General features: G+C 42.6%; 26 protein-coding genes, 4 tRNA genes and 1 other annotated feature. Of the genes, 5 read left to right on the top strand and 25 right to left on the bottom strand.

The window, feature by feature from the left end:
* Positions 1–121: 121 nt before the first annotated feature.
* From rlmH to NSS92_RS14700, 6 genes are all read right to left on the bottom strand, one after another.
* Positions 122–601, bottom strand: coding sequence for a 23S rRNA (pseudouridine(1915)-N(3))-methyltransferase RlmH (rlmH, locus tag NSS92_RS14725; protein WP_340868838.1), 480 nt, complete (start codon positions 599–601; stop codon positions 122–124).
* Between the two features lie 80 nt (positions 602–681).
* Positions 682–852 carry a CxxH/CxxC protein gene (locus NSS92_RS14720; RefSeq protein ID WP_065215011.1) on the bottom strand — a complete coding sequence of 57 codons (171 nt, stop codon included), beginning with the start codon at positions 850–852 and terminating at the stop codon, positions 682–684.
* A gap of 162 nt (positions 853–1,014) precedes the next feature.
* On the bottom strand, positions 1,015–1,845 hold the full coding sequence (locus NSS92_RS14715) for an energy-coupling factor transporter transmembrane component T family protein (RefSeq protein ID WP_034621942.1): 831 nt from the start codon (positions 1,843–1,845) through the stop codon (positions 1,015–1,017).
* Positions 1,836–3,551, bottom strand: a complete 1,716-nt coding sequence (locus NSS92_RS14710) for an ABC transporter ATP-binding protein (RefSeq protein ID WP_340868833.1) — start codon at positions 3,549–3,551, stop codon at positions 1,836–1,838. Before NSS92_RS14710 ends, NSS92_RS14715 begins: the two co-directional genes overlap by 10 nt.
* 19 nt (positions 3,552–3,570) lie before the next feature.
* The gene (locus NSS92_RS14705; protein WP_267587047.1) at positions 3,571–4,128 is read right to left on the bottom strand and encodes an ECF-type riboflavin transporter substrate-binding protein; all 558 of its coding nucleotides are present in this window, start codon (positions 4,126–4,128) and stop codon (positions 3,571–3,573) included.
* A gap of 14 nt (positions 4,129–4,142) precedes the next feature.
* Positions 4,143–5,003 (bottom strand): SAM hydrolase/SAM-dependent halogenase family protein, encoded by an 861-nt coding sequence (locus NSS92_RS14700; RefSeq protein WP_120208939.1) that lies wholly within the window; start codon positions 5,001–5,003, stop codon positions 4,143–4,145.
* Between the two features lie 110 nt (positions 5,004–5,113).
* Positions 5,114–5,384: a binding site (T-box leader), on the bottom strand.
* A 192-nt stretch (positions 5,385–5,576) separates the two neighbouring features.
* Between NSS92_RS14700 and NSS92_RS14695 the strand changes: the two genes are divergently transcribed.
* Together NSS92_RS14695 and NSS92_RS14690 are read left to right on the top strand one after the other, a co-directional pair.
* Complete coding sequence (locus NSS92_RS14695) at positions 5,577–6,266, top strand: ABC transporter permease subunit (RefSeq protein WP_267587048.1); 690 nt, start codon at positions 5,577–5,579, stop codon at positions 6,264–6,266.
* A complete protein-coding gene (locus NSS92_RS14690) occupies positions 6,267–7,148 on the top strand; it encodes an ABC transporter ATP-binding protein (protein WP_340868827.1) in 882 nt (293 codons plus the stop codon).
* Positions 7,149–7,188: 40 nt separating this feature from the next.
* Here NSS92_RS14690 and NSS92_RS14685 read toward each other — a convergent pair whose 3' ends face one another.
* From NSS92_RS14685 to NSS92_RS14635, 11 genes are all read right to left on the bottom strand, one after another.
* The gene (locus NSS92_RS14685; protein ID WP_041089451.1) at positions 7,189–7,653 is read right to left on the bottom strand and encodes a GNAT family N-acetyltransferase; all 465 of its coding nucleotides are present in this window, start codon (positions 7,651–7,653) and stop codon (positions 7,189–7,191) included.
* Between the two features lie 68 nt (positions 7,654–7,721).
* A complete protein-coding gene (locus tag NSS92_RS14680; protein ID WP_428839993.1) occupies positions 7,722–8,912 on the bottom strand; it encodes a S1C family serine protease in 1,191 nt (396 codons plus the stop codon).
* Positions 8,913–8,990: 78 nt separating this feature from the next.
* Positions 8,991–9,785 (bottom strand): MBL fold metallo-hydrolase, encoded by a 795-nt coding sequence (locus NSS92_RS14675; protein WP_024424026.1) that lies wholly within the window; start codon positions 9,783–9,785, stop codon positions 8,991–8,993.
* Between the two features lie 6 nt (positions 9,786–9,791).
* The gene (locus NSS92_RS14670; protein WP_163114562.1) at positions 9,792–10,655 is read right to left on the bottom strand and encodes a two-component system regulatory protein YycI; all 864 of its coding nucleotides are present in this window, start codon (positions 10,653–10,655) and stop codon (positions 9,792–9,794) included.
* Complete coding sequence (gene yycH, locus NSS92_RS14665; protein ID WP_340868817.1) at positions 10,642–12,021, bottom strand: two-component system activity regulator YycH; 1,380 nt, start codon at positions 12,019–12,021, stop codon at positions 10,642–10,644. The genes NSS92_RS14670 and yycH overlap by 14 nt, the downstream gene beginning before the upstream one ends.
* On the bottom strand, positions 12,011–13,849 hold the full coding sequence (gene walK, locus NSS92_RS14660; RefSeq protein WP_024424029.1) for a cell wall metabolism sensor histidine kinase WalK: 1,839 nt from the start codon (positions 13,847–13,849) through the stop codon (positions 12,011–12,013). The genes yycH and walK overlap by 11 nt, the downstream gene beginning before the upstream one ends.
* A gap of 7 nt (positions 13,850–13,856) precedes the next feature.
* Positions 13,857–14,564, bottom strand: coding sequence for a response regulator YycF (gene yycF, locus NSS92_RS14655; protein WP_024424030.1), 708 nt, complete (start codon positions 14,562–14,564; stop codon positions 13,857–13,859).
* Positions 14,565–14,911: 347 nt separating this feature from the next.
* Positions 14,912–14,984: transfer RNA gene (locus NSS92_RS14650), tRNA-Phe, on the bottom strand.
* A gap of 27 nt (positions 14,985–15,011) precedes the next feature.
* Positions 15,012–15,088 (bottom strand) — tRNA-Asp (locus NSS92_RS14645).
* An 82-nt stretch (positions 15,089–15,170) separates the two neighbouring features.
* Positions 15,171–15,242: transfer RNA gene (locus NSS92_RS14640), tRNA-Glu, on the bottom strand.
* A gap of 6 nt (positions 15,243–15,248) precedes the next feature.
* Positions 15,249–15,324 (bottom strand) — tRNA-Lys (locus NSS92_RS14635).
* Between the two features lie 342 nt (positions 15,325–15,666).
* Between NSS92_RS14635 and NSS92_RS14630 the strand changes: the two genes are divergently transcribed.
* Positions 15,667–16,191: a peroxiredoxin family protein gene (locus NSS92_RS14630; protein ID WP_340868811.1), complete on the top strand. Its 525-nt coding sequence runs from the start codon at positions 15,667–15,669 to the stop codon at positions 16,189–16,191.
* Between the two features lie 29 nt (positions 16,192–16,220).
* Here the strand turns inward: NSS92_RS14630 and NSS92_RS14625 are convergent, their stop codons facing one another.
* From NSS92_RS14625 to NSS92_RS14610, 4 genes are all read right to left on the bottom strand, one after another.
* The gene (locus NSS92_RS14625; RefSeq protein ID WP_340868809.1) at positions 16,221–16,430 is read right to left on the bottom strand and encodes a hypothetical protein; all 210 of its coding nucleotides are present in this window, start codon (positions 16,428–16,430) and stop codon (positions 16,221–16,223) included.
* A 5-nt stretch (positions 16,431–16,435) separates the two neighbouring features.
* Positions 16,436–17,578 (bottom strand): DUF418 domain-containing protein, encoded by a 1,143-nt coding sequence (locus NSS92_RS14620; RefSeq protein WP_340868807.1) that lies wholly within the window; start codon positions 17,576–17,578, stop codon positions 16,436–16,438.
* Positions 17,579–17,715: 137 nt separating this feature from the next.
* Entirely contained in the window at positions 17,716–19,005 is a 1,290-nt protein-coding gene (locus tag NSS92_RS14615) for an adenylosuccinate synthase (protein ID WP_267587055.1), read from the bottom strand.
* A gap of 216 nt (positions 19,006–19,221) precedes the next feature.
* Positions 19,222–19,803 (bottom strand): TetR/AcrR family transcriptional regulator, encoded by a 582-nt coding sequence (locus NSS92_RS14610; protein ID WP_340868803.1) that lies wholly within the window; start codon positions 19,801–19,803, stop codon positions 19,222–19,224.
* Between the two features lie 136 nt (positions 19,804–19,939).
* Between NSS92_RS14610 and NSS92_RS14605 the strand changes: the two genes are divergently transcribed.
* Entirely contained in the window at positions 19,940–21,145 is a 1,206-nt protein-coding gene (locus tag NSS92_RS14605; protein ID WP_340868801.1) for a cytochrome P450, read from the top strand.
* A gap of 31 nt (positions 21,146–21,176) precedes the next feature.
* Here NSS92_RS14605 and NSS92_RS14600 read toward each other — a convergent pair whose 3' ends face one another.
* The 3 genes from NSS92_RS14600 to NSS92_RS14590 form a co-directional block, all read right to left on the bottom strand.
* Complete coding sequence (locus tag NSS92_RS14600) at positions 21,177–21,590, bottom strand: VOC family protein (protein WP_340868800.1); 414 nt, start codon at positions 21,588–21,590, stop codon at positions 21,177–21,179.
* 129 nt (positions 21,591–21,719) lie between these two features.
* Complete coding sequence (dnaB, locus tag NSS92_RS14595) at positions 21,720–23,084, bottom strand: replicative DNA helicase (RefSeq protein WP_003214779.1); 1,365 nt, start codon at positions 23,082–23,084, stop codon at positions 21,720–21,722.
* 258 nt (positions 23,085–23,342) lie between these two features.
* Complete coding sequence (locus NSS92_RS14590) at positions 23,343–24,299, bottom strand: DUF4885 family protein (protein WP_340868798.1); 957 nt, start codon at positions 24,297–24,299, stop codon at positions 23,343–23,345.
* A gap of 109 nt (positions 24,300–24,408) precedes the next feature.
* Between NSS92_RS14590 and NSS92_RS14585 the strand changes: the two genes are divergently transcribed.
* Positions 24,409–25,266 (top strand): hypothetical protein, encoded by an 858-nt coding sequence (locus tag NSS92_RS14585; protein WP_340868796.1) that lies wholly within the window; start codon positions 24,409–24,411, stop codon positions 25,264–25,266.
* A 203-nt stretch (positions 25,267–25,469) separates the two neighbouring features.
* Here the strand turns inward: NSS92_RS14585 and NSS92_RS14580 are convergent, their stop codons facing one another.
* Positions 25,470–25,688 (bottom strand): hypothetical protein, encoded by a 219-nt coding sequence (locus tag NSS92_RS14580; protein WP_323649397.1) that lies wholly within the window; start codon positions 25,686–25,688, stop codon positions 25,470–25,472.
* Positions 25,689–26,155 lie beyond the last annotated feature (467 nt).

Here is a 26,155-nt window from a genome sequence, read left to right as displayed (position 1 = left end):
TTTCTTTACTATTTGTTATGCCCACATCTAATATAGCCACAAAATATTAATACTGAGTAACAAAAACAAACCACCAAGTACAATAAAACTACTGTAATTGATGATTCATTAAAAACTACACTCACTTATGATACGGCTCCCCCCGCACAATCCGAAACGCCCGATAAATCTGCTCCACCAACACCAGCCTCATCAACTGATGCGGGAACGTCATTTTCGAAAACGACAGTTTCTCATTCGCGCGCTGCATGACGGCGTCGCTTAAGCCAAGGGATCCGCCTATGATGAAACATACTTTGCTTTTTCCGTATGTTGCCAGCTTATCTATTGTATCGGCTAATTCTTCGGAAGTTTTCATTTTTCCTTCGATGGCGAGGGCGATGACGTGGGCGTCTGGGTTGATTTTGCTTAGGATGCGTTCGCCTTCTTTGTCTTTGATGATTTTCATGTCTTGATCGCTGAGATTCTCGGGTGCTTTTTCGTCCGCGAGCTCAATGATCTCGATTTTTGCGTAAGCTTGTAATCGTTTTGTGTATTCGGCTATGCCTTGCTTTAAATATTTCTCTTTTAATTTTCCTACTGTGATAATTGATATATTCACAGGTCATCCCCACCTTAAGAACAAGTTATTCATATAAGTTATCAACAATTGTGGATAAAATTTGTGTATTTTGTGTCCGATCATTCGTTCCCCACTATATATATTGCAGGTTCATCGCACAATTCACAGGTTGTGGATAAACTGTGTGTATGTTCGATTTTTCTGAATTCCGGTGGCGTTTCGTGATCATCTATGTACATGTCTAATACGGTTTCTATGTGTTCTGCACACGCATAAAATGTTTTGTTCATAAGTTTCTGATTCCTCCAATAGGTTCTCTGGTTATTCACAAGTGTTTCGCTCATTGTTCAATATAACCGATTTATTCACATGTTAATAGTCTTTTACCATTTCTCACACCTTTTATCCACAAACCAAACAAAAAAAGCCTCCACTCCTGTGAAGGCTTCTTTCTATAAAAACGGATTATAAAATCTCGTTCCTCTAACAAATGTAATCACTAACGAAACAATCAGTACCACACCAACAAATATTAACGCCACATAATCTGCTTTTTGAAAGTCTTTTGCCGTAAACCATGTTCGCTTTTTATGTTTCCCAAAACCACGCAGCTCCATTGCATTGCTGATCGTTTCAATCCGCTCCAAGCTGGAGAAAATCAGCGGCATCACAATCGACAACGCATTTTTGATTCGTTTCCCCAATTTTTCATTCTTCGATAAATCAATGCCTCTTGCTTGCTGAGAAATGGCGATCGTGCGAAAATCCCGCTGAATGTCCGGAATATAGCGCAGGGCAATCGCTACAGCATAGGAAATCCTATAGCTGACGCCGATTCGGCTGAGAGATGAGGCGAATTCACTTGGATTTGTTGTCACAATAAATAAAAGCGCTGCTGGCATCACGGTCACATATTTTAGCGTAATGTTCAATTGATAGAAAAGCTGTTCAAGTGTGACATTGTACCAGCCGGCAATATGAAACAGCTCGTGCTTTGCTCCGTAGATGGCGACACCTTGCTGGGGCGCAAAGATGTAAATGGCGATGTTGTTGATCACTAGGAAAATCGCCAGGACGATCACCACGAAGGAGATATCACGAAATCGCACGTTCGACATCTGAAAGAATACGATACTGGCGGCTAACATAAAGACTAGAACGCCTGTATCATACGTGAGCATCGCTGCGGATGACCAGAGGATAAAGCAAATGAGTTTGGTTGCACCTGTCAGCCGGTGAATCGGCGACGGGCGGTCGATATAAGACAGCATGTCTACAGCCATGTCATTCGTTCCTTTCTGTCAACCTCAATGAAGCGATCTACGAGTTCATTTGGATTCGGCCAATCTGCTTTCAGCGCCAGTTCATACAGCGACGTTTCCTTTAAGCTCGCCTTTTGGACAAGCAGCTGATCTGTCAGCACTTTGGCAGGTGTATCATCTGCGATTTTTTCTCCATCTGAAATGACAATGGTTCTTGTCGTGTATTCGAGCATCAAGTGCATATCATGGGTGATCATGAAAATCGTGACACCCTGCTGATTTAATTGCTCTAAAAACGTCATCATCTCTGTGTAATGTTTAAAGTCCTGTCCTGCGGTTGGTTCGTCTAGGATGAGTATTTCTGGCTCTAAAACAAGAATAGACGCGATGGTGACGCGTTTTTTCTGTCCAAAGCTGAGGGCTGAGACCGGCCAGTTCCGAAATGGATACAGTCCGCACACTTTCAAGACCCGCTCCACCCGTTCCTTGATGTCGTCTTCCTTTACGCCTCTTAAAACGAGACCAAGTGCGACTTCATCAAAGATCATTTGTTTTGAAATCATTTGATTTGGGTTTTGCATGACGACGCCGATTCGTTCGGAGCGCTGTTTAATCGTATCTCCTGTGATGTCATCACCATTTAAAAGAATTGTCCCTTTCGTTGGCTTTTCAAATGCACAGAGCACCTTGGACAATGTCGTCTTGCCTGCACCATTGGCTCCTGCGATGCTGATCATTTCTCCTTTTTTGACGGTAAAAGAGATGTTGCTCAGCGTATTTGGTCTTGTTGGATAGTCAAAGCTCAGCTCGCGCACTTCTAGTAAATCCGGCGCTGCATTCTGCTCAACTGACGGCTCAGATGCTTCCATCCATTGCTCGATTTTCTCTTTTGCCTCGTCATTTAAGGTGAGATGCTGTAAATTAGCGATCTGATCTCCTGCTTCAACCGGAATACCTGCATATTTCATCGCTTTCACATATAAAGGCTCACGCAAATACGCCTCTTCTAAAACATTTGAGGCAAGCAATTCATCTGGGGTCATATCCGCTGCAATCTTTCCTTCATTGACAACGATAATGCGGTCCACATGACGGAAAAGGACGTCCTCTAATCGGTGCTCAACCATCACAATGGTTTTTTTCGTTTGTTTTTGCAGCCGGTCAATGAGGTCGATGACTTCTTTACCTGTTGCGGGGTCAAGGCTTGCAAGTGGTTCATCAAACAGTAAAATGTCGACATCGTTGACAAGTACGCCCGCAATGGCGACACGTTGTTTTTGCCCGCCTGACAGCTCATGCACGGACGATGCCAGCTTGCCGTCTACCTCTGTTAATCTGGCAGCTTCCTCGACACGTGTGTTCATTTCTTCGCGTGTGACTTGATCATTTTCAAGCGTGAACGCGATATCTTCTCCAACGGTCAGCCCGATGAATTGTCCATCAGGGTCCTGAAGCACCGTTCCGACAAGCTGTGAGAGGGAGAAAATGTTTTCTTTTTCAGCATTTTTCCCGCCGATGTGAAGACTTCCTTCCATAGAACCTTTATAAGACGCAGGAACTAGCCCATTGATGCAATGGGCTAGTGTGCTTTTTCCCGATCCAGACGGGCCTGCGATGAGGACTTTTTCGCCTTCATAGATGGTCAGGTTGATATCCTTTAATGTTGGTTCTGCCTGACTGCGATACTGGAATCCGAAATGTTCGAATTGAATCATCGGTTTCTTCATTTATGTGTTCCACCTTGCTTCATGATGTTTCTTTCGATAGACTGCCGCTTTTGCTTCTCGTTTTCGCATAAGCCGCAATGATGATGGTCCCTAGTACACCAACTGTGATGATGTTTGAGATTCCGGCCACGATGCCTTGAACAAATACTTTGTTCGCAGGTTCTGCATAGATCACAATGTCGAGTACTGGGGCAATGATAAACCAGCCTAATGCCTGTGCGCCTGCTTGTACGGCGTTAAAGAGCGTGATTTTCTTCCAGCCGAAGTCTCCCTCTTCTATTTTTAAACGGTTAGAAATAAAGCCGATCAATAAACCAACCACACCCGAAACAATAATCCAGCTCCACCAAGGGCCAAATGTGGTCGCATCTTTAATGAGATGACCAATAAAACCAATCAGTGCGCCTGCAACAGGACCAAAGAGCACGGCCATTAATGCAAGGAATGCGTATGAGGTTTCAATTTGTGTATTCGGAATTCCAGTTGGAATGGAGACGAAGCGTCCTAAAATCACAAAGACGGCTGCGCCAATTCCAATGGCAACGACAGTTTTCGTTGAAAGTTGTTTTCCTGCCATGATGTATCCTCCTCTTATTCGTATATAATGCGCGGAGCTTTGCGAATCGAAAGGCGCCAGCCTGTGCCTGTACCGATGTTATAAGCCTTTGCAAATGACCCTTGATTGATCGCCACGCCTAAATGGTCGAGTGAATTGACATATACGAGTGGTTCGCCTACTTTTAAGTCGGCAAAAGATCGTCCATAGGTCATGATATTTTTATACACATTTTTCGGCCCGTTGGCAATGGTAACTTCTATTGCATCCCCATAATTAATTGAAAGCTGTTCAAATAGCGTGTGATGAATGTTTGTCCATAGGTTTCCGAATCTCACATCTAAAATATCAATCGTCCCTGTGATCACATCTTCTTCCGCATAAGCCTGTACGACTGGAAGATGGATAATATCATCAATATTCGCCTTTGGCCCAACCTCTTCAAAAGAAATCACACCTGATGCAATTCTCGCCCCTGTATAAGCGTAAATATCTCTCCCATGGAATGTATGTGATTTTCCCGACTTTGGCAGCCGGTTAATGGTTTCATCTAAGTAACGGGCTTCCACAATGCCAATATCCTGCGCGACGTGCGTGAGTGTCCCGTTATCTGGGGTAATGATATAGTGTGAACTTGTCGTTTTGACGACAAGACTTTTTCTCTCTGATCCAACGCCAGGGTCAACGACGGAAACGAATACCGTCTCTTCCGGCCAGTATGTGACGGTTTGAAGCAGGCGATAAGAAGCCTCCCAAATGTCATACTGCGGAATATTGTGTGTTAAATCAAAAATGCGGATGCCGCTGCTGACCGTATTTGCCACTCCGTACATTGCACTGACAGCTCCATCATCAATGCCGAAATCTGATTGTAAAACCAATGCATGTTCACTCATGTCAATCTCCCTTTCATTTGAAAAAATGGATGTGGTGTTTCACGTGGAACATTTGAACAATTGTATGAAAAAAGTGGACAATAAAAAATACCCCATCCTTATCTTTGAATCATAAGGACGAGGTATTTGTCTCGTGGTACCACCTTTATTTACTGTTTGCTCGCGCTAAACAGCCTCTACAAGTACAAAGCTCCAATCTGGCTCATATACTGTGGTTTTGATAACGAGTACCAACTCTCGTCGTCACCTACTAATATCATAGATATGTTCAGCACGAGGCTCAGAGACCATTTTTCGAATCATTATTTTTGCTTCTTTTCAGCTGCCGAAGCTCTCTGTGGAAAAATTGATGATTGTACTTTCTCTCGTCATTGCCTGTATAATTATCTTGAATTAAAGCTATCATACATGATGTTTTTTGATAAATCAAGATATTTTTCTGAACATTTTTAAAAATGAGTCAACTGATGCTGGAAGAGTCTTCTTTTTATGAAATTTAAACAAATGTTAAAGAGCAAGATATGGTGTCTTTCTTTTCTAGGGGTATAATAAAGGTGAAGGGAGGTACAGCGTGTGTGGACCATCTGTATGAATGAGTTTAAGCAGCTCTTCAAAAGCACAAAATCTATTTTAACAATTGTTATTATTTTCATTTTATCTACTTTTGTTTCGAGTCTTCCGTTTATCGCTGCTCATCAGGAAAAATGGGAGCTGGCAAAGGATCCTTATTCTATTGGGAATGAACTGGTGATTTTTTTATTTGGTTTCTTCCTTATTTTTTTGTTGTCTCATGATATTTTGAGCCGCGAGATTCATTTGAAAACCATTCGTTTTCTCGTCAGTAAAACAACCCGTTTGAACATTATCATCGGGAAATATCTTGGACTGATGCTGTTTTGGCTTAGCTGTATTATGACGACATATGTCCTGAATATGGTGATTTCACACCGTTTTCTGTTCTCAGATGCCTTAAAAATCTTAACCTTTATCAGTGTCGGTATCTCATGTGCTTTATTTTTGTCCATGCTCTTTCCAACACCGCAGAAATCAATGTTTGTCGGCATGTTATTTTCCTTTCTTTTCCCAATCGTCAGTTTGATTTCTGTTCTTTCTTCAGAACGAATGATTCATTGGTTCAAATATATGACGCCTTATTATTATGCGCGCTGGAGTGAACCGCTGACCTATGTCCTAATGAACACGGCATTGACCGTTATCTTACTCATTGGAACTGCACTGCTGTTTCAAAGGAGGGATGTGTAGATGCTTCATACAAAAGGGCTCACAAAAAAATACCGTACAAAAGTCGCAATAGATCATATTAACCTTGATGTCAATCAAGGCGATATCTTCGGACTCATTGGACCAAAGGGATCTGGTAAGACGACGTTTTTCAATATCATTACCGGCATATCCCGCCCTACCTCTGGTACGTTTACAGTGATGAATAAGCCTTCGCTAAAAAAAGTGAGACAGCATATCGGTGTTCTGCCTGAATATACGGATTTATATGAAGGACTCACGGCTCTTGAGCATATTGCCTATTTATCAAAAATCACCGGAACACGCCAGAAAACGAGTGATTATGAAGAACTGCTCGAATTTGTCGGTTTACATCACTATCATCAGGAGAAGGTCGGTGCCTTTACACCTGGTATGAAGAAACGGCTTGGAATGGCGCAGGCCATCGCCCATCAGCCGGAATTTATTTTACTTGACGAGCCTTTTGCCGATATTGATGCAGATTCGATTTTGCACATTCAGCAGGTCATTGAAGCATTAAAGGATGAAGGAAAAACCGTCTTTTTAACAGCTGACCGCCCAAGGTTCACCAATAGTATTTGTACCAAAACGGCATTCATTTCTGAAGGAAAATTAGTGTCCCCACATACTCATCCTCAAGAGAAAACCATCACATCCTCAAACATACGTGCAACCTTCAAGCATGCATGGATTGATGATGAGGTGAAACCTGTTCTCACGCAGTACCTACAAACTGTCGGAACAGATCTTGTGATCAGTGATGACGAGACCTCATTGTTAATTCGTTCAGAAGCTCAAGTTCCAGCGATCATTCGCGCTTTCGTGAAATGCAAAGTCGATTTATACAGAGTCACGGCTCAGGATGCCATGATGTCCTCATAAAAAAGTACCGTACGCTTTCTGCACGGTACTTTTTCTTTTTTTATAAAGGTTTACTCATATAAATACCCGTTTCTGCAAATCCCGTTTTCTCGTACAGCGAACGGGCGATTTGATTGTGAGCAAAGACATGGAGCGAGAGTTTTTGCACACCTAATGACTTTGCCTGCTCCTCTAATGCAGCAATGGCCTGCTTTGCAAAGCCTTTTCCTCGATAAGCTTCAAACAAAATAAAGTTATAAATAAACCCTTCGTGCTGTGGGTGATTCGGGTCATAGCAAAGCCAAACCCAGCCAATCGCTTCTTCCCCATTTAAGAAATTCCACAGCTCATGATGCTCCGTCTGAAGTCCTTCTGGAAGCAGTCTGTCAAATTGTTCTTCTGCGTTCGCAAGTGATTCTTCCTTCTCCCATGTCCCTGCGAGTACCTTTTCTTCCGCGTACCGCTGAATGGCTTTCTCCATCAATACATCGTAATCGGTTTGTGACATCCGTTGTAGTGTAACCAATCCTACCGCCCCCTTTCCTTCATCATATGTCAGTCATGACAAAAAAACCAGTTCCTAGTTGGAACTGGTTAGCCGCCATATCGGTCGGTTTGAGAAAGTTTGATCTCTGCTGATTTTTTCTTTCCGCTTCGATAAAACTGCACCTTTACCTTGTCGCCGACCTTCTTTTGATATAAATACTTACGAAGATCTACGATATTTTGTACACTCTTACCATCAAAGGAGGTCACGACATCCAGCTCTTTTAGTCCCGCTTTTCCTGCGGGAGATAACGGCTCAACACTCATGACAACAACCCCAGATGTGACCTTGGAGGGCAGCTTCAATGTTTCCTGCCAGTGGTAGCTCGCAATATCCGCTAATGATTTCATGCCGACGCCAAGATACGGACGCTTTACCTCTCCGTAGCGCTCTAAATCCTCTATGACAGGGATGACAAGATTCGCCGGAATGGACAGCCCAATTCCTTCTACCTCTGATTCAGCAATCTTCATTGAGTTGATGCCGATCACCTTTCCGTCCATATTGATCAAGGCACCACCGCTGTTTCCAGGATTGATGGCGGCGTCTGTTTGCAGTACCTCTGCATTCCAATCTGTCTGTCCGTCTCCATTTGAGTCCACAGGGATCGCACGCTCCGTGCCTGAAATGACTCCTTGTGTGACAGAGCCTGCGAATTCAAGCCCTAATGGATTTCCAATGGCGATGACTGGCTCACCCGGCTTCACATGATCTGAGTTACCGAAGGCTGCCGTTTTCTTGATTTTATCACTTTTGACAGTGAGAACTGCTAAATCCATGAGCTGATCGCTGCCGACAAGATTGGCACCAATTCTTGTCCCGTCATGGAGGCTCACTTCAAGCTGGTTGGCGCCTTTGATGACGTGATGGTTTGTGACAATATAAAACGTGTCACCCTTTTTTTTATAGATCACACCTGACCCGCTGCCTGCTTCTCCGCCTTCCTCCCAAAAGCTCGACTTTTGGATATTAATGACGCCGACCACCGTATCTGACATATTAGATACCACTTTCGTGACAGCATCATTGACGTTTACATTCACAGTCTTTAAAGGGCCCTGAGATGTTTGTCCATCACCGTTCTGCTGCCATCCAAAGGGACTGCCGCTCTGTCCAGATACATAGGGGAAAAAGAATCCCATTAAAAAAGCTCCTACCAATACACCGATCAAACCAGAAAGAAAATATCCTTTTCTGCTTCGTCTCGGCTTCCACTCTACATCGCGATAATCCACTATGTTTCCTTCCTTTCAGTGAATAGATGATGTATATAGTGTTGGTAAGAAGCTCTTATCTTAATCATACGATTATAAAAATCATACGGCGCAAAGCGGGGTTGCTTTTTTCGGGTCCGTATCAAATAAATCAAAGCCGTCCCCCACAACAAAGCCCTTCATTTCAAGCGTCTGCTGGACCGCCATACGGGCTAAATCTTTCATGTTGTTGTCTTGACTCAAGTGAGCCAAGTAAATGCGTGAGGTGGCATCTCCAATGACATCTGTCATCGCAAGAGCGGCATCTTCATTTGATACATGTCCGACATCACTCAGAATTCTGCGCTTAATGCTCCATGGGTATCGGCCCATTTGCAGCATCCCGACATCATGATTGCTCTCAAACACAAACGTATTGGCTGACTTAATAATGCCTTTCATACGGTCACTCACATAGCCTGTATCTGTCATGAGGGCAAGTTTGCGTCCTCCATAATGGAACACGTAAAACATAGGCTCTGCCGCATCATGTGAGACGCCAAATGACTCGACATCAAGGCCGCCAAAGGATTGAACGGTCTCCATATCAAAATGGAATTTCTGCTCTGTGTCAATCTTTCCGATATGAGACTCCATTGCCTTCCATGTTTTCGCATTAGCATAGACAGGAAGCTTGTACTTTCTTGCCATGACACCAAGCCCTTTAATATGATCGGAGTGCTCGTGTGTCACAAAAATGCCGTCCAAGTCTTCAGGCTTGCGGTCGATTTGACCAAGCAGCTCGACCATCTGTTTCCCGCTTAAACCAGCATCCACCAAAAAGGCATGCTCGTCTGTTTCTAAATAAAAAGCGTTCCCCGTACTTCCGCTCGCTAGTACACTGAACTGCAAGCTCATGTTCTCTCACTCCATTGAAGATTTGTCATCTTTCTCTATATGATCAAGTGTTGAGCCATCAATGGCATTGATCAAATATTCTTCCTCTGTCTTTTTCTTTGAACCTGCTGATACGCCTTCAAGCTCCACCCGCCATACAGGAACCATGACTTGCGTGCTGGCCCCCGGGTATTGCGTATAGTAGCCAAGCTCTACCTTTTTCACGGTCGTGTTTTGACTCAGCATATTTTGCGTATATAAGTCCTTCACGGTTTCAAGTGCTGGGACAAGGGTTTCTTTTCTCACTTCATTAATGGATGTTACCATCGACTGCTGATATGAGACGACTTCGTTTTGATCGTTGAGATTTAAGGTGATTTGTCCGATAGTTTCGGTGTCATCAAGGCCTTCTTGGAAGATGTATTTCCCTTTATACGTTTGGAAAAAGACGATTTTTCCTGTCTCTTCATCTATATTCCACAGCTTATAATTCTTCCCGTCCAGCAAACGCTGGTTCACTAGGTTCGTCGCCGCTGTTTTGATATCCTTTTTCGGCAAGGCCACTGGTTTATTGAAGGTCATTTCAAGCAGCGTGACAGGATCATCTTTGTCTGTTTTCGGGAATGTGCTTTTCGCCTTTTGATCAGCTAATCCGTCGACATCCTTTTTCGTATATTGCTTCTTTTCAGCTGTAATGCGGTATCCAATCTTCGCTTCATCTGATAGATTGCCATATTTGATCCCGTCTGCCTTCATTTCTTCCAGCGTATCCGTTTTTTCGATAATCGCAAAATGATCGGTTGACCGTTTCTCAAAGTATTGAAAACCTAGAAAGATATCGAGAACGAGAAAGGCTAGGATAAAGATCGTTTTGGTCTTATTCCACTCCATGATTCTCGCTCCCCTCTGTCAAAAGATCATTCGATAGAATCACGGTTTTGCCGTTATATTTCATACACCATACAGGCTCCAGCCAGACAAACATTGCTTGATCTTGATCTGATGGAGTTGAAGCAGCTTGATATGCAGGGAAAATCTGTTCAATTTTCTCCAGGTCATCATATTTCGTCTGCTTGATGATCAAGTCCTTCAGCTCTGTCCCATTCATCAGCTTGACCTGTTCACTTTGACTCGCTTTATTGCCAAGAATATAGTTTGGGCGCTTGTAATTCAAAATGTCATCATTCGCCCATTGGACTTCAAGGGAGGTCATCCCAAATGGATGCTTTGTACTGTTAACGATCGGCAGACCGTCCATAAACATATTAAAGGACAGCTGCTGGTTGCTGTTGATGCCAAAATATTGATAGTCATCAGTAAAGCTTCCCGTATCATTGAAATATTTCACGCTTCGCTTAATCAAATCCCCCGTTTGGAAAACAGTACTGGAATTGATATTGCGGTGCTGATATTGAATGCGGTGGTCTTTTTGATTGGCTTCAAGGCGGCTTGTGCCATCTGTGTACACCGTCCGGTTTAAATTAGATTCCTCACCGACAAGGCTCGGGTCCGTAAACAAAGCGTCTTTGAATTTGTTTGTCTTAATCGTTTCGATAAAGAACATTTTCGCTTCAAGCTGCTTTTGCTTTCTCGGAAGAAGGAAATCTCGTTTAGAATTCGTAGAGAATGTATAAAGATCATAGCGCGGCATCTCGTTTTGAGCGGCTGCGATACTGTCCATTAGATTACGATAGTTGGCGGACTCAATTGTCAGCTCAAGCACCGTCTCCTTGCTGTATGAGACCAAATACACTTTTTTATTGGCCTTATCCTGCTGGGCGAACGGCACGATCATCCGATCAAACGAGTTGTATTCAATGGACTTGTTCGGCCATTTAAAGAGCGCTTGGAAAATATCAATCGGAATCGGATCATTGAACACAAGATCCAACGTCTTCCCTTGTCCTTCGCGTCCATAGAAGAAATTCTTAAATTTCTGCTCGGAATATTGATCCGACACATCATTAATCTCTTTGACATCCCAAAGGCTCACATCATTCCAAAAGTTTTGAAAGAGTTCCTTTTGATCCACTTTAAAATGCTCTCCATTTGAATGGATGAACATCTCGCGCGGCTTCACGACATCAATGAGACTTCTAGGCTCGTCGCTTGAAATCTTCTTCGTTTCCACGACCTGTGTGCCGGTATCTGCCTGATCCTGCATGACGGGCTGGAACATCCAGATATTCCACGTAAATACAAGACTGATCGCAATTAGGATTGTCAATATTATGGTTTTAAAGGTCTCACGCTTCATCCCAATCATCCTCTTGTTCTTCATTATACGGAAGGGTAAAGGTCACCGTTGTCCCTTTTCCTTCAATGCTGTCAGCCCAAATATCTCCGCCATGAGCCTGAACCATTTCTTTTGCAATCGCAAGACCGAGGCCGGTTCCGCCAAGCTTTCTTGTTCTTGCTTTATCTACTCGATAAAAACGTTCAAAGATTTTATCCATATCCTTCTTCGGAATACCGATTCCTTCATCTTTCACGCTGAATAACACAAGGCCTTTCTCTTCATCCAGATCAACGGTAAACGTGATGTGTCCACCCTCTGGTGAGTATTTCATGGCATTGGAAATGATATTATCGAGCACCTGTGTAATTTTATCTTGGTCGATTTCCACATATACTTCACGCTGCGGCAGGTTGCGGATAAAATCGACATGCTGCTCCTTCGTCATTTCAAAACGATCAATGACGAGCGAGATAAACCTGATAAAGTTCGTCCACTCACGATTGAATTGATAATCCTTGCTGTCGAACTTAGACAGCTGCAGCAGGTCATTGACAAGCCGGATCATGCGCTCAGTTTCATTTTGTGTGACACTAAGGAATCTTGGCGCAAGCTCTTTATCACCAATCGCACCTTCAGCCAGCGCCTCAAGATAGCTTCGCATCGTCGTCAGCGGTGTGCGCAGCTCATGCGATACGTTCGCTACGAATTCACGGCGTTCCGCATCAATTTTCTCCTGCTCTGTGACGTCATAAATGACCGCAATTAAGCCATCAATTTTCCCATGCTCTTTCTGAATGACGGAGAAATTAACACGCAATACAGACAGCTGGTCTTCGCGTTCAATTTCTATCAGCATGGAATCTTGATTTTCGACTAAATCTTCAAATGTATGAGTTTCCTCTAAGCCAAGCAAAGACGTGATCGGCATCTCTAGTGCTGTTTCACGTGAAACATTTAACAGCTCTAATGCGGGGCTGTTTAATAGAATAATCGCACCGTTTTGATTCGTTGCGATGACGCCGTCCGTCATATAGGCAATGACAGAAGAAAGCTTTTTCCGCTCCCCCTCCGTCATCAGCTGAGCTTCCTCCAGCTCTCTCGTCAGATGGTTAAAGGTTGTCGCAAGCTGGCCAATCTCGTCATGCCCATACTTCCGGACCTTTCTGGAGAAGTTCCCTTTGGCAAGCTCAATCGCTTGTTTTCTCATATCTGAAATAGGATGAGTGATCGTTCTGAAGATGAAGATACCAAGTAGAGCCGTCGTCCCAAGTGCAATCAGCGTCCCAGTCGCCAAAATGGTGTTAATGGTTCGCATTTGGTTAAACACACTTTCCATTGAAGACACAACATAAATCACACCAACGGTCTCTTGGTTCTCATTTTTTACGGCTGTCGCAGAAATACGCACCCTTTTATTTGACTCAGGGTCATAGAATTTTTTCTCATAGTCTTTGCCAACCGCAAAAATACGGCTAATGATCTGATCAGTGATTTTCTTGCCGGCAATCTCTTGGCTGCCGTTATTTACAGAGGCAATGACCTCTCTGCTTTCATCAATATAGCTGACTTCAGAGATTTCATTAGACTCATCTTTGTTGTTAAAATCGTTTAATATCTTTTGAGCATCCTCTTTTAATTCTGCCTTGCTTTTCGATGAATCTTGTTCTAGGTAATACGATAACGAGTAGATTCGCTGATTCAAGGAATTATCATATGAATTAATTAAGGACTGCTCTAGCTGCTTCACAAAGTACACGCCAATGATCTGCATGGCGACGATGATCAGCAGCACGTAAATCAAGGTCAATTTGAAGTGAATCGAGCGAAAAAAACCTACTTTACTCATAAGAATCTTAGTCCTGCTCTGGGTTTCTTAAATAGTAGCCGACGCCTCGTCTTGTCACGATCCAGCTCGGGTGGCTAGGGTTGTCTTCAATCTTTTCACGAAGACGGCGGACTGTGACGTCTACTGTACGGACATCTCCGAAGTAATCGTAGCCCCATACAGTTTGCAGCAAGTGCTCACGTGTCATGACTTGTCCGATATGTTTCGCTAAGTAATGAAGCAGTTCGAACTCACGGTGTGTCAATTCAATCGTTTCCTCGCGCTTTGACACCACATACGCATCTGGATAAATGACAAGTGATCCAACCTCAATATCATTTGATTCAGATTCTTCCTCCGTCTGCGGAGCAGCGGTTTGTCTTCTCAAATTCGCTTTCACGCGGGCTAGCAGCTCACGCGTGCTGAAAGGCTTTGTCACATAATCATCTGCGCCAAGCTCAAGGCCGATGACTTTATCAATTTCAGAGTCTTTTGCTGTCAGCATGATAATCGGCATATCATATTTCTTTCTCACTTCACGGCATACTTCAACACCATCTTTATTCGGCAGCATAATGTCGAGCAGAATAATGTCCGGCTTGATTTCTTCTACCATTTCAAGGGCTTCGTTTCCATCATATGCACAATGAACCTCATAGCCCTCTTTCCTTAAATTAAATTCCAATATATCAGCAATCGGTTTTTCATCATCTACGACAAGAATCTTTTTTTCCATTGTGATTTCCTCCTGCATTTTTAGCATCTATGTCATTCCATTTTGCATGTCACATTACGCCTTTTCCGTTTACGGAAAAAAGGCTCACTGTCTATTATAACGTTTTACGAGGCAAAGATAAAAATAATAACGGCTTTCTTTACTAGTAAACGTTGGATAGGAAGGCGCCGCCCAAAAAAATTGATGACTTTTTCCTTTTTTATTGAAACTTTTCCAATCACCAGACGTCTATATAGATGTAACGTCTTCTTCTTATGGAGCCGGGCCCTACCTAGGTCCGGCTTCTCCCTTTTTATGCCTTCTTTTCATAATAAAAACGCACCTGCGATTGCAGATGCGTTTGGAAGTGGCTCGGGACGGAATCGAACCGCCGACACACGGATTTTCAGTCCGTTGCTCTACCAACTGAGCTACCGAGCCATCATCAAAAAGATGAATATGTATAAATGGCGGTCCGGACGGGACTCGAACCCGCGACCTCCTGCGTGACAGGCAGGCATTCTAACCAACTGAACTACCGGACCTCAGTAACTTGCCCGAAAAAGCAATCGTGGTGCTCCTTCAAGCAAGTGAGGAAAAAATTAGCTTAACGCTAAAGTAAATCAATGACCCGTACGGGATTCGAACCCGTGTTACCGCCGTGAAAGGGCGGTGTCTTAACCGCTTGACCAACGGGCCAATACATGGTGAGCCATGAAGGACTCGAACCTTCGACCCTCTGATTAAAAGTCAGATGCTCTACCAACTGAGCTAATGGCTCTCGGTTTGTGAAAAGTGAATCTGAAGAAGCTGTATTGCGCCAAACCAATCGCTTTAAAAAAGCTGGAACATCGCATCCTAACAAGTTTCAGAGACCTTTGCAACAACGAGATTTATAATATCATAGAATAATTACATATGGCAATACGTTTTTCGACATTTTTTTAAAAAAAGTGTCGGATTTCATTTCTCCTTTCAAAGCCTCCACTTCTGCAACCGCCTTCATTAGATACGCCTTTTCGGGTGACCTCTGCCTACTCAAGCACATAGGCACGTTTTAGCCCGCTCAAAAATGGCTATACATGAAACAAGTGACATTGTCATTGAAAAAGGAGGAAGCAGTATGAGTTCATTCAAATTAGGAGATAAAATGCCCAACTTTTCACTTCCAACAATACAGGGCGAACACATTGATTTCGACAAACATTTAGAGGAGCATCAAAGCTGGCACCTGATCATTTTCTTTAGAGGATCTTGGTGCCCGGTATGTGTCGAAGAATTAAAAGAGCTCGAACAGCAGCAGTCATATTTTCAGGACAAGGATATTCACTTGATGGCGATTTCAACGGATAATCCTGATGACTTGAAGTCATTTGCGGATAAAGAGGGACTGTCCTTCCCGATCATGTATGACCATGACCTCACGTCATTAAAAGCATATGAAGTCCACTATCACGGGGAAGATGCCCCATATGAAGACCACGGGGTGCACGGTGAACCCGCTTATTTCTTATTAAATGAAAAAGGGCAAGTGCTCTATCAGCAAAGACAAACAAGTCCGTTTGGCAGACCGCATGCCAACGAACTACGCAAAATCATTCAATACATCCGTAAAAATTTAAAAGGCCAATATAAAAGCCTGAAGTAAGGAAAAAGCCCTCGTGATGAGGGCTTTTTTTATGAACGCCTTTTATTATATAGCCAATCTGCGGTGAAAAAAACAAAGAGACCTGCCATAAGAATGACAAAAGTGACGGGCGGTTTATCATCCTGGAAATACATGTACAGCGCATGCCCTCCTAATGCGAGAAGATAAAAAACAAATGCTGTTACAGCTGCTTTATGTGCATTCGCTTGTTCTCTTTTCGTCATTTTTTTAAAAAACATTGTGTCTATCCCCTTTGTGATGCTTTTTTCATCGTCACCCGGCGAAGTGCCCGTGAACGGATATATTCCATTGGCCCGATTCCCCAGACGTTTAAGCAGCATGCTGAAATCGCGATTTGCAGAAGTGAAATCAACAGCCATGCCAATACAATCAGGGGCGCATTGATTTGACCGCCGAGACCCAATCCCCAGCTATAAAAAAGAATGGAGCAGATGACATTTTGCAGGATGTAGCAGCTGAGCGCCATTTTCCCTACATATTCAAACCAAGTCCACATGAACCATGACTCCGTGCGTGCGAGGAGCTTCGCAATGACAGCTATATAGAAAATAGAGAGGAATGGTGAAAAGACGTAGCGCACCACAAATTCCACTAGATCGTTCGGAACGAAGACTAGTGCATTCAGCGGCAGACCAACCCACAGTCCGATTCGGAACAATATTTGCCGGAGAGATTGTCCGTGTTCATTTGCATAAAATACACCAGCTCTCATCATTCGCACACCTAATAAAAACAGAAATGTGTTCATTGGAATGATAAAGACCGCTTCTTCTCGGTACATGAAAAAGTATTGTAATCGTTCTTGAACCTGCGAGATCCATGTCTCTGGCAGCTGCTCTTCCAGCGCCGGTTCACCGCTTTGATCATCGGACGCTGACTCCATTTCAGAGAGGGAGTACACCATCAGACATGACATAACGAGCAGATGAATCACACCTGAGAAAATCATGCCCTTTTTGATGCGCCTGCTTCCTCCCCGTACAATGTAAGCCACAAGCAGCCCAGTAACGGCATAGCTCATAAGCACATCATATTCCATCACAAGCGCAAAATGGACAAAGCCTTCGATGAATAAAAATAAAAGAATCCATAAATAAGTACCCGGCCAAGGCGTGTTTTTCCTTTTTGCCTGCTGGTATTTCAGCTCCAATCCAACACCAAACATGATCGTGAGCAGCGAGAGCATTTTTCCATAAACGAACATGGAGACAAGACTTTCTAGAAAACTGCCATTTTCATATTCATCCGCAATCTGATCTGTCGCAAAGGTATCCCCTGCATACGCAAAAAACCAGACGTTCGTTCCCAAGGTGCCTAGTATGGCAAAACCTCGTAAAATATCTAATAATCGTATTCTTTCTTTCACTAGAACGCTCCTTCCCTCCTATACAGTTATCATATTTTGGTAATGACCGGAAGCCCGTTCTACTGAAATTAAGGAATATTTAAACAAAAAAACACCAGTAAAATGTGTCATTTTACTGGTGTCTCATCAATCTATTCTTATGGACGGTACACGCTGCGGACAACGTTCGTTTGTGAACGATCTGGTCCGACTGAGAAAATGGAAAGTGGAATACCTGTTAATTGTGAAATACGCTCTAAATAATGGCGGGCATTTGCAGGCAGCTCACTTAAGTTCTTCACGCCTGTAATATCCTCTGTCCATCCTGGCATTTCTTCGTAGACAGGCTCACATTTCGCTAATTCATTTAGGCTTGCTGGGAATTCCTCTGTGATTTCTCCATTCAATTTATAAGCGACACAGATTTTCAACTTTTCAATCCCTGTCAGTACATCAATTGAGTTAAGAGATAAATCTGTAATTCCGCTCACACGGCGTGCATGACGGACAACAACGCTGTCAAACCAGCCGACACGGCGCGGGCGTCCAGTTGTCGTACCGTATTCACGGCCAACCTCACGAATTTGATCGCCAATTTCATCATGGAGTTCTGTCGGGAATGGGCCATCTCCAACACGTGTTGTGTACGCTTTTGACACGCCGACCACATGTTGAATTTTCGTTGGTCCTACGCCAGAACCAATGGTCACGCCTCCAGCTACTGGGTTAGATGATGTCACAAATGGGTATGTCCCTTGATCGATATCAAGCATTACGCCTTGTGCTCCTTCAAATAACACGCGGCGGCCTTCATCTAGTGCATCATTCAAAACAACAGATGTGTCTACGACATATTTTTTCACTTGCTGGCCATATTCATAATACTCGTCTAAAATATCTTCAATCTTGAAGCCTTCTGTGTCATACATTTTCTCTAAGAGACGATTTTTCTCTTCTAGATTACGTGTAAGCTTCTCTTCAAATACTTCACGATCTAATAGATCTGCGACGCGGATACCGACGCGGGCTGCTTTGTCCATATAAGCTGGTCCGATTCCTTTTTTCGTCGTACCGATCTTGTTAGCCCCTTTCCGCTCTTCTTCTACCTCGTCCAATTTTAAATGGTAAGGCAGAATAACATGGGCTCTATTGCTGATTCTGAGGTTATCTGTACTCACATTCCGTTCGTGAAGATACGCAAGCTCAGTGACCAACGCTTTAGGATCAACCACCATTCCATTACCGATGACACAAGTTTTCTCTTTATAAAAAATACCGGATGGAATGAGGTGTAGCTTATAAGTCACTCCATCAAATTTGATCGTGTGACCTGCATTGTTTCCCCCTTGATAACGGGCAATCACCTCTGCATTTTCTGAAAGGAAATCGGTAATTTTCCCTTTCCCTTCGTCACCCCACTGCGTACCTACTACGACTACTGAAGACATATCGTGCACCTCCGTTAACCTTTCAAAACGTTATCTCTTTCAAACAAATTTATTTTATCAATGCACAACGAAAAAGTCAATGCAAAATCCGAACATTAATATCTCGAAATCGAATTTTGTTCGTTTTAAATATAAGAAAAAGCGCTTTACTCACTTCTTCAGCGCTTAAAAAGGGAGATTTTGAGTAAAAACAACGTTTTTGATTGTTCTTACTTTCTATTGATTTTCAATTAAATGAATCATCGAATTTGCCATAAAGTCTGGTGAGTACGGTCTACCTGTCCTCAGCCACCATTCAGCCGTTCCAACGTAAGCAGAAATAACGAATTGCTTCTGCATGTCGATAGGAACGAGATGCGGATCAGGCTTTGAGCCTGCTCCCCCCTCTATCCCCAAAGAAAAGCTTTCTTCAAAAAAAGCACGAACCGTTTCATGAATATTGAGCTCTCGCCCTCGTTTCAAGAGAATTTGATACTCCTTTTCATGTTCTTGCAAATGCTGATAAAATCGAAAAATATATACATATGCCGGATGCTCTTTTTCCAAATCATCTTCTTGTACAGGCGCAAAAATGGCACATTTCATCACATCAAACATCTCATCCATCACCTGCTGGGCAAGATCAAATTTATCCTCATAATGCTGATAAAAGGTCGTGCGGTGGATGCCTGCCACTTTCGTCAAATCCTGTACAGAAATCTTCCCCCATTCTTTCTCGCTTAATAACTGAAATAATGCTTTTCTTAATTGCTGCTTTGATTCTGTTGCGCGCTTATCCCCTCTGTAGCAGTCCGCCACAAGCCGCTCTCCCCTTCCTATTTTCTTCAACAGATTTCGCTTTTCTGTTGGTTGAATCCTCCAGGCTGATGAATTAACTTTAATCTAACACAATGAAAAAAAGGAAGCATCTGACAACCTATAAGGAGTGATGATCATGGAAACAACGTCCCCAAGTGCCGTGCAAAAAACGTTATTAAGAGGAAAAAACAAGCAGGACCCGTATCACCCATTTGATTGGTATGCCAACATGCGTCAGACATCACCTGTTCATTTTGATGAAGCCAGCCGAACGTGGAGTGTATTCACCTACGAGGAAGCCAAGCGTGTGACAATCGATAAAGATACCTTTTCGAGTCAGCCTCCTAAAAACCAGCGGAAGCATTCCCTGATGAAAACAATGGTGATGATGGACCCGCCCAATCACACTCGCGTCCGCTCCATTGTCAGCAAAGCCTTTACCCCTCGAGTCATGAAATTGTGGGAGCCTCGTATTTATGAATTAATGGATGGACTCATGGCACAACTTGAAGGGAAAAAAGAGATTGACCTAGTGCAGGACATCTCCTATCCGCTTCCTGTCATTGTCATTGCAGAGCTTTTAGGTGTGCCGTCAGAGCATAAACAATCCTTTAAAGAATGGTCAGATATTCTCGTCAGCATGCCTAAAAGTGAAAATGAGGAGGATGTAGCTGAATGGCAGAAAACACGTGACAAAGGGGAAGCTGACATGATGGCGTTTTTTGCAGACACCATTGAAAAGAAGCGTCACAATCTTGGTGATGATTTGATTTCCCTCATCATTCAAGCGGAGGAGAATGGAGACAAGCTGGCAGCGGATGAATTAATTCCATTCTGTAATCTTCTTCTTTTAGCCGGCAACGAAACAACAACCAACTTGATCTCCAATATGATTTTCAGCTTGTTAGAACAGCCGGGTGCGTATGAAGCGCTCGCGCAATCACCTGAACTCATCCCACGTGCGGTGGAAGAGGCCGTCCGTTTTCGTGCACCAGCTCCTACAATCGTCCGCTATGTCACAAAAGATACAGAGCTTGGAGGGAAAGTGTTGAAAAAGGGTGACAATGTGATTGTGTTTCTTGCTTCTGCCAACCGGGATGAGCGTCAATTTTCAAATGCACATGAATTCGATATACACCGCCACCCTAACCCTCATATTGGTTTCGGGCACGGTATCCATTTCTGTCTAGGGGCACCACTGGCACGTCTTGAAGCATGTACAGCTATAAAGATTTTAATAGAACGATATGAGGCACTAGAGCTCCTCTCGTACGTTCCAATGACAAGCAGCAGTATGTATGGACTGAAAGAGCTGAAACTGTGTGTCACGCCTCGTTCATAACAGAAAAGACTCCCATGCTAGGGAGTCCTTTTTAAACGGGTGTGATTCCATCTGTGTTCATCAGCACAACTCGATACCCATCTGGATCTTCAATGGTTGCTCCTCCCCGGTCCCAGTATGGATTCGTTGAGGTGACATGCCGTCCGCCAAATGAGAGCAATCTCTCTTTCATTTGCTGAAATTCCTCTGCTTCCGGAATATAGAAAACAAGCAGCTGTTCTGGATGCGGGACAGGCAGGCTTTCTTCTTCTTCATGTTTGGTGATTTCTAAATGAACATGCTGGTGAGGCAGCCCGAGCATCACACCATCGTACCCTTCATGCTGATCAAATGAGCCTATTCGTTTGAGCCCTAAGCCTTCTTCATAAAAAGAAACAACCTCTTTCATGTTGACGGTTGGGCGTGCGATACGTAATTGAGCGGCTTCAAACTGTTGAAATTTCATCAGTCTTCACTCCTTTTCTCCTTTTAGTATACGCTCTCTCTTTTTCTCTCTCCTCCTCATTTTGATTGTTTTTTCAATCATTCTTTCGATGTAGATCAATCAAAAAAGCCCAGCTTCTTGAGCTGGGCTTTAAGCACCGGGCGGAACACCCGCATCGTCAAATCTTCTTTCCAGGTTGACGAATTTGTTATATTCTTTGACGAACGCCAGTGATACTGTACCAACTGGACCGTTACGCTGTTTGGCAATAATGATTTCAATAATGTTCTTATTCTCTGATTCTTTGTCATAGTAATCATCACGATAAAGGAATGCCACGATATCGGCATCCTGCTCGATACTTCCTGATTCACGAATATCGGACATCATCGGACGTTTGTCCTGACGCTGCTCTACCCCGCGTGAAAGCTGAGACAAAGCAATAACCGGAACTTCAAGCTCCCTTGCCAGCGATTTTAATGCCCTAGAGATCTCAGAAACCTCCTGCTGACGGTTATCGCTTGATCGTCCGCTTCCTTGAATGAGCTGCAAATAGTCAATCAGGATCATGCCAAGACCATTTTCTTGCTTCAATCGGCGGCATTTCGAGCGAATTTCACTTACTCTAATTCCAGGTGTATCGTCAATGAAGATCCCGCTGTTTGACAGCGAGCCCATCGCCATTGTCAGCTTGCCCCAGTCCTCTTCTGTCAGATTACCGGTTCTTAGGTTCTGTGCATTGATATTCCCCTCTGCACAAAGCATACGCATAACGAGCTGCTCCGCACCCATCTCTAAACTAAAGATGGCGACACTTTCGTCCGTTTTGGTCGCGACATTTTGGGCAATGTTCAATGCAAAGGCGGTTTTCCCTACTGATGGACGAGCCGCTACAATGATTAAATCATTTCGCTGGAATCCAGCTGTCATCCGGTCAAGCTCAGAGAAACCCGTTGGAATCCCTGTGATATCGCCTTTGCGGTTATGAAGCTGTTCAATATTATCGTATGTTTGAACAAGAACGTCCTTAATATTTTGAAAGGCTCCTGAGTTTTTACGCTGCGCCACTTCCATAATGGTCTTTTCAGCATCACTCAACAGGTCTTCTACTTCATCCTCACGCGTGTATCCATCCTGTGCAATGGTTGTCGCAGTACGGATCAGACGTCTTAAAATGGATTTCTCTTCTACAATTTTTGCATAGTATTCAATGTTTGCGGCAGTTGGGACAGAGTTCGCAATGTCGGTTAAATACGAAATCCCGCCTACCTCTTCTAGTAAATCTGTATTGGCAAGCTCAGATGTCACCGTGACAAGATCGACCGGTTCTCCTCTATCGCCAAGTACAAGCATCGCATTGTAAATCTTTTGATGCGACATTCTATAGAAATCCTCTGGAATTAATACCTCAGAAGCGAGCGTTAGCGCGGATGGTTCTAAAAAAACAGCACCTAGTACGGCCTGCTCGGCTTCTATATTTTGCGGCGGCAGCCGGTCATCGAGAAGTTCCGTCATGCCAAGCACCGTCCTTTCATATAAAAATACGCTACTCATCATTTTAACATTTTCATCAATAAAAAAGTGAAAAACATCAACTATAGTCAAAATTACCATGAGGATGTTTCGTTGAACAGTGAAACAATGCACTTCAATAGAAAAGACTCCGTAACATAAATTGTTATAGAGTCCTTCTGTATCGCTAATGGAATTTGGATTTGTTGTCGTTCACACATGTAATCGACGCTCCAACGTGGCATGTTCGGGTGCGTTTTTCTAATCTATCGTTTTCTTAACTCCATAATTTTCTTTTTGCCCAATGTCTTGTAAAGAGCCGTTTTGGTAACCAATAGATAACACCAAATCTGGAATAGAATCAAACCCGTTTTTCGCTAGATCAAATAGCTGTGCACCGTAATGTGAAGCGGCAATGCGCGCATTTTGTGATGTGTATGGATTTTTAAGAAGTTCTTCTTTGTATATATCAAAAATATTGGTACCGTTATCCGTTACAAATTGACCGTTTACAATGTTTAAGTCTTTCAAATTGTAGCCTGTGACCGTTTTGATTTGATTGACAAGGTGGAACTTGGCAAGAGAATCAGGCGTGAATTGAGTAGAATCGTCCGATCTGCTTTTCATGATATGGAAAAATAATTCTCTTGTATTGTTGGTTGTATTTAATAATTCTTCTATTTGTTTCATCAGCGATTCGTCTTTTGAACCACTTACCACCAATTTAAAATTGTTCGGGTCAATGGTAAAAGTTAGATTTGTGTTTTTAGGAATGGTTATACCGTTTTTAGAGAATAAATCTTGTAATTGTTCGTTGACCTTTTGACGATTGAGTATTTTCTTTTCTACACTTTCTTGCGTAGGGTCATACCGTTTTTCATTACGGAAGGCGGCATCATTAGAATTATAATGCCCTCCTGTTCCACTATTAGCCCATCCAATTTCAATAGAGTAAGCCGCCTCTCTTTCCGGTTTGGTTAAATCATTTCTGAAATAAGGGGAGTTTGGATTTCGATACTTATCAAATATATGACCATGAGGATCTTTGAATCGTTTATTTTGTTCATTTATTTTTTCGTATTTTTCATCTAGTATTTTCATTCGTTTATCAGCTTCGGTCATCACCTCATTTGTACTTTTAATAGCTGATTGACCTTTATAGTCGATTCGGTTCTGATTGTTTGAAACACCTGCCGTGTATGACGTATTAATATTCATTTTGATTCTCCTTTTTTAAAAAATTAGTGATTATTAAATATATCGGCATTTCAGTTAAAATTTGTTAGTTTTGATCCGATATAGTAATTATTACAAGGAGGGTTAAAATATGACAAATACTATCTTCAAACGTTTTTTATTACCTGCATTGGTATTAGTGCTTGTTGCTAGTTTTTTTGCACCTAATTCAGCGGAAGCGGCTATAACGGGGAATAACAGCCCTAACACAGCCAGCTCAATGGGATATTGGAAAAATAGTCGTTCAGATACGACAATCTTACCTGAAGGTGAAAATGAAGCGTATTATCAGTTCACGATAAATAAGGGTGAAAAAGTTTATGTGCGAAGTTCATATGATAAGCAGTATACGGGGATGAAAATAGAGGTTTACAATTCGAAATATTCTGATGGTAGGTCTAGAGTCATTAACCCTGATTCAATTACACCATTTATTTTTGCTAATACTGATGACGTTACTTCAACTTCAGAAACTTATTTTGTGAAAGTAACTCGTGGCACATATACAGGAAATATGTATTTTACTGTATCCATTCAAGATCGAATTAAATCTGGAAATAGTACATTCAACTTTACGGGGACCGCTACCAACCTGGGGAATACTTCTTTGAATTTTTTGGGAGTTGATTCTTCTATCATTACAATGGATTTAACGAACAATTCTTCTATCCCTAAAAATGCAATCGTTAAATCGATTTCAACAACTAGTACCCAATCGCCTAACCAAGGAAATGTCACACACAAACTGATGGCTGATGAAAACAAGATTTGGAACGAATCACTTTTTTCATCGGCAACAAGTGGTTCTTACCGTATTTCTCTGGAAGATCAATTAAGAGTGGCTCAAAAATGGAGCTTTAAGTACAACGCAAAAGCTACAGCGAGATCTACTATGAACAATGTCAAAGCCGATATCCGTTACGAATATGATGTCACAGATGGATTCTAATTGAATGGTGTTTGCAGACAAAAAGTAAGGGGACATCCCTTACTTTTTTAATTGACGCATTTTTGATGCTATATGATATTTCACCACTCATAAAACATCACCTAGTACGGCCTGCTCGGCTTCTATATTTTGCGGCAGAAACTATTCATCGAGAAGTTCCGCCATGCCTAGCACAGTCCTTTCATTCATAAAAAGTGAAAGTGTTAATGGTGTTTTTGCTGGAGGGCGTGTTGAAAGAGGAGGATGGTGATCATATCGGTGGCCCGCTGGTATAAATCCCATTGCTCATAGGCCGCAAATGTCATCCGTATTTCATGTAATGATTGCTTCATTTCAAGATATTCTTCCACTGTAAACGAATTTTTCAATTTGAGCTGATTTTCAAGCAATTTCAGCCTCAGCTTTCCTAATGGGGTTTTCATTCTGCCTACATTCCCTTCGATCTTGTCTTCCTTAGAAAATTGTATATGAATTTACGCATGATATAGAATAAGTTGTGAGATATGATCACCAGCTTTTCAAAAAATTCTCCTCTTTTTTCCTAAAAATACAAGAAGGTCTATAGACTTATTTTTCCTCAAAATGATTTCAAGCAGAAAAACCTATATATATTCCTGAATAAAACAGAAGGAAATGGTAAATATCCCTAGACGGTCAAGGTCTTTTGGCATTTCTCCTCTTTTTAAATAACACGGTCCGCCACACTCTATTTCCAGCCAATTGGTAGTTATTTAGTCCTTTATTTTCTGAATATTTTGATTAGATTGTCAATTACACAACTTAATGAACATTTGACTTCATAATTGATAACCATTATCATTTGATTTGCTTGTGTGATAATTGAGAATCATTTTCATTTGAAGGAACCATTCTTCAATCTCTACACTCA

Source organism: Bacillus sp. FSL M8-0166 (assembly GCF_038008825.1).
Taxonomy (GTDB): domain Bacteria; phylum Bacillota; class Bacilli; order Bacillales; family Bacillaceae; genus Bacillus; species Bacillus safensis.
The sequence above is the reverse complement of the archived record's forward strand: the minus strand, read 5'-3'. Positions and strand labels throughout refer to the sequence as shown.

Excerpts from the sequence above, each read along its gene's own strand:
- NSS92_RS14720 (WP_065215011.1), bottom strand. The coding sequence starts at position 852 with ATGAACAAAACATTTTATGCGTGTGCAGAACACATAGAAACCGTATTA.
- NSS92_RS14715 (WP_034621942.1), bottom strand. The coding sequence starts at position 1,845 with ATGGCTGTAGACATGCTGTCTTATATCGACCGCCCGTCGCCGATTCAC.
- NSS92_RS14710 (WP_340868833.1), bottom strand. The coding sequence starts at position 3,551 with ATGAAGAAACCGATGATTCAATTCGAACATTTCGGATTCCAGTATCGC.
- NSS92_RS14705 (WP_267587047.1), bottom strand. The coding sequence starts at position 4,128 with ATGGCAGGAAAACAACTTTCAACGAAAACTGTCGTTGCCATTGGAATT.
- NSS92_RS14700 (WP_120208939.1), bottom strand. The coding sequence starts at position 5,003 with ATGAGTGAACATGCATTGGTTTTACAATCAGATTTCGGCATTGATGAT.
- NSS92_RS14690 (WP_340868827.1), top strand. The coding sequence starts at position 6,267 with ATGCTTCATACAAAAGGGCTCACAAAAAAATACCGTACAAAAGTCGCA.
- NSS92_RS14675 (WP_024424026.1), bottom strand. The coding sequence starts at position 9,785 with ATGAGCTTGCAGTTCAGTGTACTAGCGAGCGGAAGTACGGGGAACGCT.
- NSS92_RS14670 (WP_163114562.1), bottom strand. The coding sequence starts at position 10,655 with ATGGAGTGGAATAAGACCAAAACGATCTTTATCCTAGCCTTTCTCGTT.
- yycH (WP_340868817.1), bottom strand. The coding sequence starts at position 12,021 with ATGAAGCGTGAGACCTTTAAAACCATAATATTGACAATCCTAATTGCG.
- walK (WP_024424029.1), bottom strand. The coding sequence starts at position 13,849 with ATGAGTAAAGTAGGTTTTTTTCGCTCGATTCACTTCAAATTGACCTTG.
- yycF (WP_024424030.1), bottom strand. The coding sequence starts at position 14,564 with ATGGAAAAAAAGATTCTTGTCGTAGATGATGAAAAACCGATTGCTGAT.
- NSS92_RS14630 (WP_340868811.1), top strand. The coding sequence starts at position 15,667 with ATGAGTTCATTCAAATTAGGAGATAAAATGCCCAACTTTTCACTTCCA.
- NSS92_RS14625 (WP_340868809.1), bottom strand. The coding sequence starts at position 16,430 with ATGTTTTTTAAAAAAATGACGAAAAGAGAACAAGCGAATGCACATAAA.
- NSS92_RS14615 (WP_267587055.1), bottom strand. The coding sequence starts at position 19,005 with ATGTCTTCAGTAGTCGTAGTAGGTACGCAGTGGGGTGACGAAGGGAAA.
- NSS92_RS14605 (WP_340868801.1), top strand. The coding sequence starts at position 19,940 with ATGGAAACAACGTCCCCAAGTGCCGTGCAAAAAACGTTATTAAGAGGA.
- NSS92_RS14600 (WP_340868800.1), bottom strand. The coding sequence starts at position 21,590 with ATGAAATTTCAACAGTTTGAAGCCGCTCAATTACGTATCGCACGCCCA.
- dnaB (WP_003214779.1), bottom strand. The coding sequence starts at position 23,084 with ATGACGGAACTTCTCGATGACCGGCTGCCGCCGCAAAATATAGAAGCC.
- NSS92_RS14590 (WP_340868798.1), bottom strand. The coding sequence starts at position 24,299 with ATGAATATTAATACGTCATACACGGCAGGTGTTTCAAACAATCAGAAC.
- NSS92_RS14585 (WP_340868796.1), top strand. The coding sequence starts at position 24,409 with ATGACAAATACTATCTTCAAACGTTTTTTATTACCTGCATTGGTATTA.
- NSS92_RS14580 (WP_323649397.1), bottom strand. The coding sequence starts at position 25,688 with ATGAAAACCCCATTAGGAAAGCTGAGGCTGAAATTGCTTGAAAATCAG.